13 protein-coding genes are annotated in these 15,707 nt (G+C 70.5%); 4 read left to right on the forward strand and 9 right to left on the reverse strand.

Translation table 11 applies throughout. The features are described 5' to 3' along the window. Positions 1 to 2: 2 nt before the first annotated feature. The 7 genes from BMW85_RS07930 to BMW85_RS07960 all read right to left on the reverse strand — a co-directional run bounded on the left by BMW85_RS07930 (position 3) and on the right by BMW85_RS07960 (position 8,057). A complete protein-coding gene (locus BMW85_RS07930; protein WP_091078703.1) occupies positions 3 to 1,160 on the reverse strand; it encodes a Gfo/Idh/MocA family protein in 1,158 nt (385 codons plus the stop codon). An 11-nt stretch (positions 1,161 to 1,171) separates the two neighbouring features. Continuing rightward, positions 1,172 to 2,227: an ABC transporter substrate-binding protein gene (locus BMW85_RS07935; RefSeq protein WP_091078705.1), complete on the reverse strand. Its 1,056-nt coding sequence runs from the start codon at positions 2,225 to 2,227 to the stop codon at positions 1,172 to 1,174. Further along, positions 2,224 to 3,225: an ABC transporter permease gene (locus tag BMW85_RS07940; protein WP_091078707.1), complete on the reverse strand. Its 1,002-nt coding sequence runs from the start codon at positions 3,223 to 3,225 to the stop codon at positions 2,224 to 2,226. Before BMW85_RS07940 ends, BMW85_RS07935 begins: the two co-directional genes overlap by 4 nt. Then, a complete protein-coding gene (locus BMW85_RS07945; RefSeq protein WP_091078710.1) occupies positions 3,225 to 4,709 on the reverse strand; it encodes a sugar ABC transporter ATP-binding protein in 1,485 nt (494 codons plus the stop codon). The genes BMW85_RS07940 and BMW85_RS07945 overlap by 1 nt, the downstream gene beginning before the upstream one ends. 30 nt (positions 4,710 to 4,739) lie before the next feature. Next, the gene (locus BMW85_RS07950) at positions 4,740 to 5,897 is read right to left on the reverse strand and encodes an ROK family transcriptional regulator (protein WP_091078712.1); all 1,158 of its coding nucleotides are present in this window, start codon (positions 5,895 to 5,897) and stop codon (positions 4,740 to 4,742) included. Between the two features lie 157 nt (positions 5,898 to 6,054). Further along, positions 6,055 to 6,927 (reverse strand): SDR family NAD(P)-dependent oxidoreductase, encoded by an 873-nt coding sequence (locus BMW85_RS07955; protein ID WP_091078714.1) that lies wholly within the window; start codon positions 6,925 to 6,927, stop codon positions 6,055 to 6,057. Positions 6,928 to 6,998: 71 nt separating this feature from the next. Beyond that, positions 6,999 to 8,057: an MBL fold metallo-hydrolase gene (locus tag BMW85_RS07960; RefSeq protein ID WP_091078716.1), complete on the reverse strand. Its 1,059-nt coding sequence runs from the start codon at positions 8,055 to 8,057 to the stop codon at positions 6,999 to 7,001. Between the two features lie 55 nt (positions 8,058 to 8,112). Between BMW85_RS07960 and BMW85_RS07965 the strand changes: the two genes are divergently transcribed. Continuing rightward, on the forward strand, positions 8,113 to 8,958 hold the full coding sequence (locus BMW85_RS07965) for a glutathione S-transferase family protein (protein WP_091078719.1): 846 nt from the start codon (positions 8,113 to 8,115) through the stop codon (positions 8,956 to 8,958). Here the strand turns inward: BMW85_RS07965 and BMW85_RS07970 are convergent. Together BMW85_RS07970 and BMW85_RS07975 are read right to left on the reverse strand one after the other, a co-directional pair. Then, on the reverse strand, positions 8,906 to 10,189 hold the full coding sequence (locus BMW85_RS07970; RefSeq protein WP_177240538.1) for an MFS transporter: 1,284 nt from the start codon (positions 10,187 to 10,189) through the stop codon (positions 8,906 to 8,908). The genes BMW85_RS07965 and BMW85_RS07970 overlap by 53 nt on opposite strands. Then, positions 10,186 to 10,755 carry a transcriptional regulator gene (locus BMW85_RS07975; RefSeq protein WP_091078723.1) on the reverse strand — a complete coding sequence of 190 codons (570 nt, stop codon included), beginning with the start codon at positions 10,753 to 10,755 and terminating at the stop codon, positions 10,186 to 10,188. Before BMW85_RS07975 ends, BMW85_RS07970 begins: the two co-directional genes overlap by 4 nt. A 75-nt stretch (positions 10,756 to 10,830) precedes the next feature. On the opposite strand from BMW85_RS07975, the gene BMW85_RS07980 reads away from it, so the two are divergent. The 3 genes from BMW85_RS07980 (at position 10,831) to BMW85_RS07990 (ending at position 15,653) form a co-directional block, all read left to right on the forward strand. Further along, positions 10,831 to 11,475 carry a B3/B4 domain-containing protein gene (locus BMW85_RS07980; RefSeq protein WP_091078725.1) on the forward strand — a complete coding sequence of 215 codons (645 nt, stop codon included), beginning with the start codon at positions 10,831 to 10,833 and terminating at the stop codon, positions 11,473 to 11,475. A gap of 206 nt (positions 11,476 to 11,681) precedes the next feature. Next, positions 11,682 to 15,344, forward strand: coding sequence for a multifunctional oxoglutarate decarboxylase/oxoglutarate dehydrogenase thiamine pyrophosphate-binding subunit/dihydrolipoyllysine-residue succinyltransferase subunit (locus BMW85_RS07985; RefSeq protein ID WP_091078727.1), 3,663 nt, complete (start codon positions 11,682 to 11,684; stop codon positions 15,342 to 15,344). Positions 15,345 to 15,473: 129 nt separating this feature from the next. After that, positions 15,474 to 15,653: a DUF6104 family protein gene (locus tag BMW85_RS07990; protein WP_020544136.1), complete on the forward strand. Its 180-nt coding sequence runs from the start codon at positions 15,474 to 15,476 to the stop codon at positions 15,651 to 15,653. Positions 15,654 to 15,707: the final 54 nt, after the last annotated feature.

The following is a 15,707-nucleotide window of genomic DNA, read 5'->3' on the forward strand; positions in this document are numbered from 1 at the left end:
CGTCAATCCTCCACGTTCGTGTAACGGCCGCCGTCGGCCGCGCTGCGCTCGACCGCCTCCAGCACCCGCTGCACCCGCAGCCCGTCGGCGAAGGAGGGCGACGGGTCGGCGCCGGTGGCGACGGCCTCCAGGAAGTCCTTGATCTCGTGGGTGAAGGTGTGCTCGTAGCCGAGGCCGTGGCCGGGCGGCCACCAGGCGCCGGCGTACGGGTGGTCGGGCTCGGTGACCAGGATGCGCTGGAACCCGCTGCCGCCCTCGGAGACCCACAGCTCGTTCATCGACTCGAAGTCGAAGGCGAGGCTGCCGAGGCTGCCGTTGATCTCGATGCGCATGGCGTTCTTGCGCCCGGTGGCGAACCTGGTGGCCTCGAACGAGGCGAGCGCCCCGCCCGACATCCGGCCGATGAACAGCGCGGCGTCGTCGACCGTGACCTCGCCGGTCGACTCGGCCCGCGACGCGCCGAGCCCCGCCGACTCGCCCGCCAGCGGCCGTTGCTTGACGAAGGTCTCGGTCAGTCCCGAGACGCCGACGACCTGCTGGCCGGTGACGTACTCGGCGGCGTCCACGATGTGCGAGCCGATGTCGCCGAGCGCGCCCGCGCCCGCCTTGTCCTTCTGCAGCCGCCACACCAGCGGGAACTCGGGATCGACGATCCAGTCCTGGAGGTATTGGGCGCGTACGTGCCGGATCTCGCCGAGCCGGCCCTCCTCGACGTACCGGCGGGCCAGCGCGAGCGCGGGAACCCGCCGGTAGTTGAAGGCCACCATGCTCTTGACCGAGGACGGCGCGGCGGCGGCGGCCCGCACCATCGCCTCCGCCTCGGCGACGGTGTTGGCCAGCGGCTTCTCGCAGAGCACGTGCTTGCCGGCGGCGAGCGCGGCCACGGCGATCTCGGCGTGCGAGTCACCCGGCGTGCAGATGTCGACGATCTGCACGTCGTCCCGCTCGATCAGCGCGCGCCAGTCGGTCTCGGCGGCCGCCCAGCCGAGCTGCGCGGCGGCCGCCTCGGTGCGCTCCTTCGACCGGCCGCAGATCGCCGCCATGCGCGGCGTCAGCGGCAGGTCGAAGAAGGCCCCCACGCTCCGCCAGGCCTGGGAGTGGACGCGGCCCATGAACGCGTACCCGATCATGCCCACGCCGATGGTGGTCTTGTCTGACATGCAACCCCCGATCAGGATTCGAAGCCGAGTTCCAGGTATTTGTCGACGTTGTCCTTGGTGATGGTCTCGGAAGCGAGCGTGATGGACTGCGGAACCGAGTTCTCCACGAGATCACTCATCCCCTTCCCCTGCGCGACCAAGCGGGCCAGCCTGATCGCCGAGGAGGCCATGGTCGGGCTGTAGGTGACGGTCGCCTTGAGCACCGAGGTGCCCGACTGGATCTCCTTCATCGCGTTCAGCGAGCCGGCGCCGCCGACCATGATGAACTCGTCGCGGCCCGCCTCCTTGATCGCGGCGAGCACGCCCACGCCCTGGTCGTCGTCGTGGTTCCACATGGCGTCGATCTTCTTGTGCGCCTGCAGCAGCGACGTCGCCACCTGGTTGCCGGTCTCCACCGTGAACTTGGCGTCCTGCTTCGCCGTCACGCTGAACCCGTAGGTCTTCAGCGCGTCGGCGAAGCCCTTGCTGCGGTCCTGGGTGAGCGGCAGCGTGGCGATGCCCTGGATCTCGACGATCACCGGGTTCGACACGCCCTTGTCCTTGAGCTGCTTGCCGATGAAGTGGCCGGCCGCCACGCCCATGCCGTAGTTGTCGCCGCCGATCCACGTACGGTAGGCCAGCTTGTCGGGGAAGACGCGGTCCAGGTTGATCACCGGGATGCCGGCCTCGGTCGCCTGCAGGGCGACCTGGTTGAGCTGCTGGCCGTCGTTGGGCAGGATGACCAGCGCGTTCACCTTCTGCGCGATCAGCGACTCGACCGCGGAGATCTGCTGGTTGATGTCGTTGGTCGGCTCGACCGGCTTGAAGTCGACGTCGCTGTACTGCTTGGCGGTGGCCTCGGCGTTCTTGGCGATCGCGGCGATCCAGCCGTGGTCCGCCGCCGGCGCCGAGAAGCCGATGGTGACCTTGGTGCCGGGCTGGTCGTTGCCGCTCGCGGCGGGGGCGGGGGCCGCCGCGGCGCTGCTGGGCGCCGCTGCGGGCTCGTTGCTGGTGCAGCCGGCGGCGAGCAGTGCGGCTCCGCCGAGCCCGCCGACGAGGAATCCCCTGCGCGCGACGTTCTCACTCATGTGGATCTCTCCTTCAGGTTCCGCCGCTGGAGAAGGACGGCGACGACGATGATCAGGCCCTTCGCGATCAGCTGGTCGCTGGTGTCGAGGCCGTTGAGGATGAACAGGTTGGTGATGAGGGTGAAGATCAGCAGGCCCAGGATCGAGCCGATGATCGTCCCCCGGCCCCCGGTGAGCAGCGTGCCGCCGATGATCACGGCGGCGATGGCGTCCAGCTCGTACAGATCGCCGTGCGTGGACGAGCCTGTGGTGGTCCTGGCCATGATGAGGATGGCGGCGATGCCGCAGCACAGCCCGGACAGAGCGTAGAGCAGCATGGTGTGCCGGCGCACGTCGATGCCGGCCAGGCGGGCCGCCTCGGGGTTGCCGCCCACCGCGTACGTCCGCCGCCCGAACGTGGTGCGGTTGAGCACCACCCATCCGAGCGCCACGACCAGGGCGAAGATGTAGACCAGCAGCGGGACGCCGAGCACCCGCGTGGTCGACAGGTCGACGAGGGCGGCGTTCTCGGGCTGGACGAGCTGCGTCCTGCGGTCCGACATGCGCTGGGCCAGGCCGCGCGCGGCCACGAGCATGGCCAGCGTGGCGATGAACGGCACCAGCCGCCCGTAGGCGATCAGCCATCCGCTGACCAGCCCGGCCCCGGTGCCGACGAGGATCGCGCAGATGGCCATGACCCATGGCCCGTACGCCTGCGTGGCCAGCGTCGTCGCCCAGACCGAGGCCAGCGCCATGACCGCGCCCACCGACAGGTCGATGCCGCCGCCGATGATGACGAACGTCGCGCCGACCGTGATGACGCCGATCGTGGCGGCCAGCGACAGGATGCTGACCAGGTTGGACGCGGTGGCGAAGTTCTCCGGCCGGGTCACCAGGCCGATCACCACCAGGATCGCCAGCGCCACCAGCAGTCCGAGGTGGCGCATCTCGCCCAGGCGGCGTGCGGGCGCGAGCGCCGCCACCCCCGCCGCGCGGCGGTCCGTCGTGGGCTCGCTCATCAGGCCGCCCTCCCATTCATGATCATGTCCAGTACGCGGTGCTCGTCGAGCTCCGCGGCGTCGCCCTCGTGGATGACCGACCCCTCGCGCAGCACCAGCACCCGGTCGGCCAGGCCCAGCACCTCGGGCACCTCGCTGGAGACCAGGAGCACGCCGATGCCGCGTTCGGCCAGGTCGTGGATGACGGCGTAGAGCTCGGCCCGCGCGCCCACGTCCACGCCGCGGGTGGGCTCGTCGAGCAGCAGGAGCTTGCGCCCGCCGAGCAGCCAGCGGGCCAGCACGGCCTTCTGCTGGTTGCCGCCCGACAGGGTGCGGATCGGGCGTTCGGGGTCGGGTGGCCGGATGTCCAGCATCTCGGACAGGCGCTTGGCCTCGGCCCGTTCCCTCTTGCGGTCGAGCCAGCCGAACCTGGCGAAGCCAGGCAGGCTGCCGAGCGTGATGTTGGCGGTGACGCTCTGGTCGAGGAGCAGGGCCTGGGCCTTGCGCTCCTCGGGGGCGAGCCCCATGCCGCGCCGTACGGCGCCGACCACGCCGCGCCCCGCCGGCCGCCCGTCGAGCAGCACGCGACCGGTGGCGGAGCGGGCTCCGTAGACGGCCTCCAGGATCTCCGAGCGGCCCGAGCCGACGAGCCCGGCCAGCCCCACGATCTCCCCCGCCCGTACCGAGAACGACACGTCGGAGAAGACGCCCGGCGCGGTCAGGTTCTCCACCCGCAGCACCTCCTCGCCGAACGTGCGCCCGCCGCGCGGCGGGAAGACGTACTCGACGTTGCGGCCGGTCATGAGGGAGACGATCTGCGTGGTGGGCGTGTCGCGGGCGGCCAGGCCGACGGCGACCGTACGGCCGTCCTTCAGCACCGTCACCCGGTCGCCGATCTCGCGGATCTCCTCCAGGCGGTGGGAGATGTAGACGACGGCGACGCCCTGGGCGGTCAGCTCGCGGATGATCCTGAAGAGGTTGGCGACCTCGTCGTGGGCGAGGGCGGCCGACGGCTCGTCCATGATGATGAGCCGGGCGTCGTGGGAGAGCGCCCGCGCCATCGACACGACCTGCTTGGCCGCCGGGGACAGCCGGCCCACCTCGGCGGACGGCCGGATCTCGCCGTGGCCGAGGCGTTCGAGCACCTCGCGGGCCGCCTTGCCGGCCGCCGCGCGGTTGACGAAGCCGAGCTTGGCGGGCTCGTGGCCGAGGAAGATGTTCTCGGCCACGCTGAGCCCGTCGACCAGGTCGAGCTCCTGGTAGATGGTGGCGATGCCGAGCCTGATGGCGTCGATGGGGCTGGCGGGGCGCACCTGCTCGCCGTTGAAGACGATGGTGCCCTCGTCCGGCTGGTGCGCGCCGGCCAGGACCTTGATCAGGGTGGACTTCCCCGCCCCGTTCTGGCCGAGCAGGCAGTGCACCTCGCCGGCCCGTACGTCGAGATCGACGCCGTCCAGCGCGCGTACGCCCGGAAACTGTTTGACGATGCCCTTGATCACCAGCATCGGGGGGGTCCTTGTCTGTCGGCCCGGTGGTCAGGCGCTGACGATGCGGTTGATGTTCTCGGGTGAGAGGTAGTGCTCGATGGCGAGCAGGCCCGCCCCGAGAGCGGCCGCGTCGATCCCGGTGCGGCTCGGCGTGATGGACAGGTGGTGCGTGGCGAGCGGCAGCGAGCGGCGGTAGACCGTCTCCCTGATGCCGGCCAGCAGATGTTCGTGCACCCGCGACAGCGCACCGCCGATGACGATGACCTCGGGGTTGAAGAAGTTGACCAGACCGGCCAGGACCTCGCCGATGTGCCGGCCGGCCTCCCTGACCAGGCGCAGCGCCTGCGTGTCGCCGGCCTGGACGAGCGCCACCACGTCGGCGCCGCTCTCGGCCGGCAGGCCCAGCTCGGCGAGTTTGCGGGCGATGGCGGCGCCGCCGGCCACGGCCTCCAGGCAGGCGCTGTTGCCGCAGCGGCAACCGGCGTCCTCGTGGCCGCTCACCCGGATGTGGCCGATGTCGCCGGCCGAGCCCTGGGCGCCGCGGTGCAGCTTGCCGTCGGCCACGATGCCGCAGCCGATGCCGGTGCCGACCTTGACGAACAGCAGGTGCCTGGTCTCCGGGAAGGAGTGGCGGTGCTCGCCGAGCGCCATCACGTTGACGTCGTTGTCGACGAGGACGCTGACGCCGCCGAAGTATTCGGGGACGGGGTAGTCGTTCCAGCCCGGCATGATCGGCGGGTTGTTCGGCCGCCCGGTGGCGAACTCGACCGGCCCCGGCACGCCGATGCCGATCGCGCGGAGCATGGGCCGGGTCCGGCCCGCCTCGCCGAGCAGCCGGTCGAGCCGCTGATCGACGTGGGCGAGCACGTTCTCCGGGCCTTCGCCGATGAGCAGCGGGTCCTCGCACTCGGCGAGCACCTGCCCGGAGATGTCCATGAGCGCGACCCGGCAGTGCGTGGCCCCGAGGTCGACGCCGGCGAAAGCGTGGTCCTCGGCGTGCAGGCGGAGCTGACGCGGCGGCCGACCACCCGTGGACTCGCCGCTCTCGCTCTCCTCGACCAGGCCGCGCTCGATGAGCGCGTCCACACGCTGGGAGATCGTGGACCGGGCGAGGCCGGTGAGCCTCGCGAGGTCGGAACGGGTCGTCGCCGAGCCGGCGCTGATGAGCGTCAGCACGTCGCCGGCGGAGCCCGGCTGGGGGGTCATGCCGCCGACAATAAGGTCAGGCATGTGGCAAATCAAGAGGGCATATCGACCGAACTAGGCTGACTTCCGTCGATGACCGAACAAAGTGGTCGTTGTTGCCGTACATGCAGAAAGCCGGTCCCCGCGTGGGGACCGGCTTTCCTGGAAGCGCGTACGCCTAGAGCATCGCCTTCATCGAGTCGCCGGCCGACAGCACGTACGGCTGCTCAGCCATGATCGACTCCCAGTTGTCCGCGATCGCCTCCGGCGAGATGTCGTCGGTCTTCCAGCCCGGCCCCTCGGCCACGAACACCCGCGCCACCCGCCCCGCGCCGACCGTGAACACCTCGCCGCTGACCTCGCAGGAGTCGTGCACCAGATACGCGACCAGCGCGCTCACCCGCTCCGGCGTGAACTTGGCCTCGAACTCGGCCGGCAGCAGCGACTCGGTCATCCGGGTCCAGGCGACCGGGGCGATGGCGTTGGCCCTGATGCCGCTGCGCGCGCCCTCGATGCCGAGCGTCTTGGTGAGCCCGACCAGGCCCATCTTGGCCGTGGAGTAGTTGGCCTGGCCGAAGTTGCCGAACAGGCCGGCGGGGCTGGAGGTGTTGACCACGCGGCCGTAGCCGGCGGCCTTCATGATCGGGTAGGCGGCGAGGCTGACCAGGAACGAGCCGCGCACGTGCACGGCCAGGACCGCGTCGAACTCCTCGACCGTCATCTTGCCGAACGACTTGTCCCGCAGGATGCCCGCGTTGTTGATGACGATGTCGACCTTGCCGAACGCGTCCACAGCCGCGTCCACGACGGCCCGCGCACCCTCGGGGGTGGCGATGTTGCCGGCGTTGGCGATGGCCTGGCCGCCGTTCTTGTTGATGAGCTCGGCCACCTCCGCGGCGGGACCCGCGGAGGCCCCCGTGCCGTCGAGCGCGCCCCCGAGGTCGTTGACGACGACCTTGGCGCCCCGCTCGGCCAGCAGGAGCGCGTGCGACCTGCCGAGGCCGTGCCCGGCCCCTGTGACGATCGCGACCCTGTCATCGAACCGAAGCATGGAACCTCCATGGCAGGAGAACAACGTTCTAGTACGAGTACCATAACCCGCCAGGAGCCCGCCGCCACCGGTCACTGCGGATGCCAGAGGTCGGGCTCTCCCGGCGCGCGCCGTACCCGTCCCTTGGCCTCCAGCCACACCAGGTGCGCCAGCGTCTCGTTGTTGGCCGAGCGCCGCATGAACGGCGGGATCGACTCCCAGGGCCGCGACCAGGTGAGCCGCGTCGCGGTGTCCCAGCAGGTGACGCCGTCGTGCCCGGCGACCACCCGCTCGATCTCGGCCAGCCGCTCCTCGTGGTGGGCGAGCACGCTGTCCACCCGCGCTCCCAGCTCCAGGAAGCGGTACTCGTGGGCGGGCAGCACCTCGTCCACCTCCAGCCCGCCCACGGCGGCCAGGGAGTCGAGGTAGTCGGCGAGCGGGTTGGGCGGCGACTGCGGATGCACGGCCACCATGGGGGTGATCTTCGCCAGCACGTGGTCGCCGGAGAACAGCACCCGCCGCTCCGGCGAGACGAAGCACAGATGGCCCGGCGAGTGGCCGGGCGTCCAGATGGCGCGCAGGTCCCAGCCGGGCAGGCCCAGGTCGTCGCCGTCCTCGACGAGCCGGTCGGGGCGGGCCATGGAGACCATGTGGCGGATCATCATCGACGCGCCGGCCAGCTCGTCCAGCGTCGCCGCGGGCACGCCGCAGCGTTCCAGCAGCGCCCGCTCACGGCGTACGAGGCCGTCGATCGCCTCGTCGTCGTAGCGTTCGCGCAGCAGGCCGGCGTCGGCGGGGTGCAGGGCGATCCACGCCCCGGACGCCTCGCGGACCCGGCCGGCCAGGCCGTAGTGGTCGGGGTGGATGTGGGTGACGAGCACGCCCTTGACGTCGGTGATCGCGTATCCGGCCACGCGCAGGCCGGAGCACAGCGCCTCGTACGCCTCGTCGGTGTCCCAGCCGGCGTCCACGATCGCGACGCCGTCCGGCAGCTCCAGGGCGTAGACGAGCACGTACCGCAAGGGATTGACGGGGATCGGCACGGGGATGGACCACAGCCCCGGCCGCACCCGCTCCACGTCGGGGATCGCCCCGCCCGTCCACGCCTCCCGCTGCGCCCGGCTGGCAGGGGTCACCACGAATTTCGTCATGGACTGGATTCTGCCCGAACGAGGTTCTGGATCCGAATCATGTTCTACTGGGACCATGAAGCCGAGCCGCGAGATCTCGGGCGATGGCCGCTTCGTCCGGCAGCCCAACCGCTTCACCGACCGCCTCGGCCCGCCGGAGCCGGGCCGCTACCGCCTCTACGCCTCCTACGCCTGCCCGTGGGCGCACCGGGTGCTGATCGTCAGGCGGCTGCTTGGCCTGGAGGACCTGCTGGACGTCACGATCGTCGATCCGATCAGGGACGAGAAGGGCTGGCGGATCCCCGGCGGGGACCCCGAATACCTGTCGGAGCTCTACCACGCCACCGACCCCGGCTACACCGGCCGCTACACCGTCCCGTGCATCTGGGACACCCACGAGAAGCGCCTGGTCACCAACGACTTTCCCCAGATCACGCTCGACCTGGAGATGTCGTGGGGCACCTCGCCCGACCTCTATCCCGAGCGCCTGCGCCCCGACATCGAGATCATGAACGACCGCCTCTACCACGGGCTCAACAACGCGGTCTACGAGGCGGGCTTCGCCCGGGACCAGCAGGCGTACGAGGAGGCCGTGGCGCGGGTGTTCACCACCCTCGACCACCTGGAGGTGCGCCTGGCCGAGTCCGCCTACCTCTTCGACACGCTCACCGACAGCGACGTACGTCTCTACACCACGCTCGCCAGGTTCGACACCGTCTACTACCCGCACTTCAAGTGCATGGTGCGGCGGCTGACCGACTATCCGGCGCTGTGGGCCTACGCCCGCCGCCTGCACGCCATCCCGGCCTTCGGCGAGACCACGGACTTCGACCACATCAAGCGCCACTACTTCATGACGCAGACCGGGATCAATCCGAGCCGGATCGTACCTGTGGGGCCGGAGCTGGACTGGAGCGTGTGAGCACCGGCAGCCGTACGAACAGCAGCGCCGAGACCAGGGTGATCGCGGCGGCCACGGTCCAGGCGGCGGCGAGGCCCGCCTGGGCGGCCAGCGCGCCGAGCGTGAGGTTGGCCGCGACCCCGCCGGACTGCAGGGACAGCGAGGAGATCGAGGTCAGGGTGGTGCGCTCGGCCGCGGTGACCGCGTTGTGCGTCAGCTCCAGCGACAGCACGGAGGTCACCGCGAGCCCGGCGAACAGCACCACGTACGCCACCGCGGCGCTCACCAGGCCGGCGGTCCCGCCGAGGTCCGACGTGGCGGCCAGGGTGGCGACCGAGAGCCCGCACACCACCGCGCCCACGATCGCGCCCCTGGCCGAGCTCCCCGCCATGCGGGCCGCGCGGGGCGCGAGCGCGCTGCCCGCCGCGCTGCCCGCGAAGCCGAGCGCGGCGACGACGGCGTAGGCGAAGCTCCCCTCCTCCGCCGAGCCGGCCAGCTCGGCCAGCCGGCCGGGCGTCAGCAGCTCGATGGCGGTCAGCATGACGCCGGAGCACACCGCGGCCAGCATGAGCCGGCGCAGCAGCGCGCCCCGGGCCGCCATCCGCAGCCCGCCGGCGATCGTGGCGGGCACCCCGCGCAGCACGCTGACCGGCGAGGTCCGCTCGCGGGGCGGCTCGGGCAGCGCCACGAGGACCACGGCCAGCAGCAGCGCCGCGGCCACCGCGGCGACCAGGCTCGGCGCCGCCAGCGGGAACATCAGCCCCGGCGGCACCACGGTCGGCAGGACGCCGCCGGCCAGCACGCCGACGCACAGGGCCGCGGACTCCATGGCGCCGCCCCTGGCCAGGCCCGGCTTGAGGTCGGCGTCGCGGCCCTCGACGCGGTGCAGGGTGTCGACGTACCAGGAGGTGGCCGGGCCGCTGGACAGCGCCCGCGCCACGCCCTTAAGCACGCTGACGACCAGGAACGCCCACAACGTCGTGGCCACGCTCATCAGCGCGAGGCCCGCCGTGAGGAACGCGGCCGAGGCGGCCAGCACCCCGCGCCGCCCGACGACGTCGGCCAGCCCTCCGGTGGGCAGCTCCAGGCTCACGGTGACGACGGAGAACACGGTCACCGCCAGGCCGATCTCGGGCAGCCCGAGCCCTCGCTCGGTCATGAGCAGGACCTGCGAGGACATCATCAGGCCGAGCGGCAGCCAGGTCAGGAAGCAGACGAGCAGGTAACGGCGTAAGGCCGAGCGGGCGGTCATGATGCCTCCTGTCCGGGAGAGCGGGGGACGGCGCCGTACCAGACCTGCACCTGCCTGGCGTCGGGGTCGCCGGCGTGGCGGTCGGCGAGCTCGCGCACCAGCGCCTCGGCGCGGTCGGCGAACTCCCGGAGCGCGGCGGGGGGCAGCGTGAGGATGTGGTCGCTCATGCCGGCGACGTCCACCCATTCCCGCGGCCAGTCCGCGAGGTCGAACTCCCCCAGCATCCGGCCGACCATCTCGGCCTGGCGCGCATGCATGATCCGGACCGCCTCGCGGCCCTCGGGCGTGGCGCTCATCTCGGCGGCGTCCCACGAGGTGTAGACGTGACGGGAGCGCCAGCGCCGCTCGCGGCCGTCGCGCCGCTCGTCGTCCTCCTCGACGAAGCCGAACTTGAACAGCTCGCGCAGGTGGTAGCTGGTCGAGCCGGAGCTCTCGCCCACCTTGCGGGCCAGCTCGCTGGCGGTGGCCGGGCCGTCGCTGCGCAGCAGGCCGAGCAGGCGCACGCGCAGCGGGTGGGCGACGGCCTTGAGCACCCGCGGGTCACTGATCCTGTACTGCTCCTCCATACCGACCACGGTAGACCGCAAAGACAATTTTGCAAAGTGAATTTTGCAGATTGCCGCCCTCGTAAACTTGGGCACGTGCTCGACGACATCTGGGTGGACGACGCCGTCCACGAACTCCGTCCCGACTTCGCCGTGCTGGTCATGACCGCGCACGGGCTGACCAACGGCCCCACGGACGACCGCTCCCGCGCCTGGCTGGCGGCGGCGGCCGAGGCGGAGGCGCAGCCCGCGAAGATCGACGCCTGGAAGGACGCCTACCGCGCGTTCGGCGCCAAGCCGCAGCGCACCCGGCCCTCGGTCGACGCGCTCACCCGGCGCATGCCGCTGCCGGAGATCAACCAGGCGGTCGACGCCTACAACACGATCAGCGTCAAGCACGCGCTGCCGATCGGCGGCGAGGACCTCGACCGCTACTCCGGCCCGGCGCGACTGCTGCGCGCGGCCGGCGACGAGCCTTCGGAGGAGGCGCTCGGCACGCCGGAGCCCGGCGAGGTGATCTGGCGCGACGACCTCGGCGTCACCTGCCGCAGATGGAACTGGCGCCAGGGGGTCCGCACCCGGCTCACCGAGGAGACGGTCAACGCCATCTTCCTGCTGGAGCGGCTGGAGCCGATGACTCTGGAGGAGCTGAAGGAGGCCGGCGAGGAGCTGGCCGATCTGCTGGCGGAGCTGTCGCCGGGTGTCCGGATCGCCACCAGACTGTTGTCCTCGCGGAACTAAACCTGCCGCCCCGGTGTTGATATCAAACAGTAACAATCCCCAGCGCCACCCGGATTGGCAAGGGGGGGCGTGACCTCTTTGCACGGTCCTGAGAGGATCGTTCGAGGCGGCACGCGCTCTTCGGCACGTACTGCCAGTCCGGGCGAGTAGCCTTGGACAGGTTCTCTAACATCAACGCCGATCTGCGGAAGAGGGCGATTTCCGCCGTGTCGTCTGAGTCGTCGCGGACAAACCCGCTGGCAAGCTTCGGTCAGAACGAGTGGCTTGTCGACGAGCTGTACCAGAAGTACCTCCAGGACCCCGAGTCGGTAGACAAGGCCTGGTGGAACTTCTTCGCTGACTACAACCCTGATTACGGGCCGGGCCGAACCCCGGTCAGGGAGGCGGCGAACGGCACTACGACCGCGCCCGCCCCCGCACCCGCAAAAACGACGGTGACGGCTCCGGCCGCGGCAAAGGCTCCCGCCGCGCCCGAGAAGCCGAAGCAGCCGGCCACCCCGGTGCCCAAGGACGCCGAGGAGGTCAGGCTGCGCGGCGCCGCGGCTCGCACCGCGGCCAACATGGACCTGTCACTGTCGGTCCCGACGGCGACCAGCGTGCGCGCCATCCCGGCGAAGCTGCTCATCGACAACCGCATCGTGATCAACAATCACCTCAAGCGGGGCCGCGGCGGAAAGGTCTCCTTCACGCACCTGATCGGTTTCGCGATCGTCAAGGCGCTGCGGGCCATGCCGGAGATGAACTACTCCTACGCGGAGGTCGACGGCAAGCCGACGCTGGTCAAGCCGGAGCACGTCGGCTTCGGCCTGGCGATCGACGTCCAGAAGAGCAACGGCGATCGCCAGCTCCTCGTGCCCTCCATCAAGGGCGCGGAGGAGATGGACTTCCGGCAGTTCTGGATGGCCTACGAGGACGTCGTGCGCAAGGCGCGCGGCGGCAAGCTCGGCGTCGACGACTTCGCCGGCACCACGATCTCGCTGACCAACCCCGGCACGATCGGCACGGTCCACTCCGTCCCGCGCCTGATGCCCGGCCAGGGCACCATCATCGGCGTCGGCGCGATGGAATACCCGGCCGAATACCAGGGCGCCTCCCCCGAGACCCTGTCGCGCCTGGCCGTCTCCAAGGTCATGACGCTGACCAGCACCTACGACCACCGGATCATCCAGGGCGCCCAGTCGGGCGACTTCCTGCGCCAGATCCACCGGCTGCTGCTCGGCGAGGACGGCTTCTACGACGAGATCTTCGAGGCGCTGCGCATCCCGTACGAGCCGGTGCGCTGGGTCCAGGACATCTCGGCCACCCACGACGACGACGTGGCCAAGTCCGCCAGGGTGATAGAGCTGATCCACGCCTACCGCGTGCGCGGCCACCTCATGGCCGAGACCGATCCGCTCGAGTACAAACAGCGCAAGCACCCCGACCTCGACATCCAGTCGCACGGCCTGACGCTGTGGGACCTGGAGCGGGAGTTCGCCACCGGCGGCTTCGGCGGCAAGCCGCTGATGAAGCTGCGCGACATCCTCGGCGTGCTGCGCGACTCCTACTGCCGCACGGTCGGCATCGAGTACATGCACATCCAGAACCCCGAGGAGCGGGCCTGGATCCAGGCGCGGGTGGAGAAGCCGCACAAGTCGCCGGAGCGCGACGAGCAGCTCAACATCCTGTCGCGGCTCAACACCGCCGAGGCGTTCGAGACGTTCCTGCAGACGAAGTTCGTCGGCCAGAAGCGTTTCTCGCTGGAGGGCGGCGAGTCCCTGATCCCGCTGCTCGACTCGGTGATCAGCGACGCCGCCGACGAGGACCTCGACGAGGTCGTCATCGGCATGGCCCACCGCGGCCGGCTCAACGTGCTGGCCAACATCGTGGGCAAGTCCTACGCGCAGATCTTCGGCGAGTTCGAGGGCAACATCGACCCGCGCACCGCGCACGGGTCGGGCGACGTCAAGTACCACCTGGGCGCCACCGGCACGTTCACCGCGCCGAGCGGCAGGACCATCACGGCGTCCGTGGTGGCCAACCCCTCCCACCTGGAGGCCGTCAACCCGGTCCTGGAGGGCGTCGTACGCGCCAAGCAGGACCTCATCGAGCGCGGCGAGGAGGGCTTCACCGTCCTGCCCGTGCTCGTCCACGGCGACGCGGCCTTCGCCGGCCAGGGCGTCGTGGCCGAGACGCTCAACCTGTCGCAGCTGCGCGGCTACCGCACCGGCGGCACCGTGCACGTGGTGGTCAACAACCAGGTCGGCTTCACGACCTCGCCGGCCTCGTCCCGCTCGTCGGTCTACGCGACCGACGTGGCGCGGATGATCCAGGCGCCGATCTTCCACGTCAACGGCGACGACCCCGAGGCCGTGGTCCGCGTCGGACAGCTCGCCTACGAATACCGGCGGGCGTTCCGCAAGGACGTCGTCATCGACCTCATCTGCTACCGCCGCCGCGGTCACAACGAGGGCGACAACCCGGCGTTCACCCAGCCGCTGATGTACGACCTCATCGACGCCAAGCGCTCGACCCGCAAGCTCTACACCGAGGCCCTGATCGGCCGCGGCGACATAACGGTCGAAGAGGCCGAGTCGGCGCTGCGCGACTACCAGGCCAAGCTGGAGCAGGCGTTCACCGAGGTCCGCGAGGCGGCGAAGAAGCCGCAGGAGGCGGCCGCGATGCGGGTGCCGCCGACCGAGGTCGTCAAGTGGTCGCACGACGACACGCCGACGGCGATCACCCACGAGACGCTCAAGCGCATCGTCGACACCCAGCTCAACCTGCCCGACGGTTTCACGCCGCACCCGCGCCTGGCGCCGGTGCTGCAGCGCCGCGGTCAGATGGTCGAGCAGGACGCGATCGACTGGGCGATGGGCGAGACGCTGGCCTTCGGCTCGCTGCTGCTCGACGGCCACCCGGTCCGCCTGGTCGGCCAGGACTCCCGGCGCGGCACGTTCACGCAGCGGCACGCGGTGCTGGTCGACCGCATGACCGGCGCCGACCACACGCCGCTCAAGAGCTTCAACGAGGGCACCACGAAGTTCTACGTCTACGACTCGCTGCTCAGCGAGTTCGCGGCGCTCGGCTTCGAGTACGGCTACAGCGTCGTACGCCCCGACGCCCTGGTGTGCTGGGAGGCGCAGTTCGGCGACTTCGTCAACGGCGCCCAGACGATCATCGACGAGTTCATCTCGTCCGGTGAGCAGAAGTGGGGCCAGAAGTCCTCGGTCACGCTGCTGCTGCCGCACGGCTACGAGGGCCAGGGCCCCGACCACTCCTCGGCCCGCATCGAGCGGTTCCTGCAGGTCTGCGCGCTGGACAACATGACCGTCGCGCAGCCCACCACCCCGGCCAACTACTTCCACCTGCTGCGCTGGCAGGTGGAGTCGCAGCGGCACAAGCCGCTGGTGGTCTTCACGCCGAAGTGGCTGCTGCGCCACAAGGCGGCCACGTCGAAGGCGTCCGACTTCACCTCGGGCACCTTCCAGCCGGTGCTCAGCGACACGGGGGTGGACCCGTCGAAGGTCACCCGCGTGGTGATGTGCTCCGGCAAGCTCTACTACGAGCTGCTGGCCGAGCGCGGCAAGCTGGGCCGCGACGACGTGGCGCTGGTCCGGCTGGAGCGCCTCTACCCGTTCCCGGGTGAGGAGCTGGCGGCCGAGCTGGGCCGCTACGGCAGCCAGGTCGAGCTGGTCTGGGCGCAGGACGAGCCGGTCAACATGGGTCCGTGGCCCTACCTGACGCTCAAGCTGGCCGAGGACCCGCAGGCGTTGGGCGGCCGGCCGGTGCGTCGGGTCTCCCGCACGCCCAACAGCTCGCCGGCCTCGGGCTCGCACAACGCGCACGACACGGAGCTGGAGGAGATCCTGCGCCAGGTCTTCGCCTGATCGGGGTCGTTCGTCGGATGCCGGTGGTCCTTCTGGGCCACCGGCATCCGCCGTTTCCGGATCCGTGCTGGCCAGGGGCTAGAGTTCGGGCGAGACGCAGTGAGCGTAGGGATGACGGGATGGAGAGCGATGTACTTCACCGACCGGGGGATCGAGGAGCTGGTCGAGCGCCGGGGCGAGGAGGAGGTCAGCCTGCTGTGGCTGGGTGAGCGGCTGCGCGAGTTCGTGGACCTCAACCCCGAGTTCGAGACCCCGGTGGAGCGGCTGGCCACGTGGCTGGCCCGGCTGGACGACGAGGACGACGAATAACACCGGAAAACGCGATACATCTTGAGTTTCCGCCGAACGCGACATATCGTGTTC

Source organism: Nonomuraea wenchangensis, from assembly GCF_900111685.1.
Lineage (GTDB): Bacteria > Actinomycetota > Actinomycetes > Streptosporangiales > Streptosporangiaceae > Nonomuraea > Nonomuraea wenchangensis.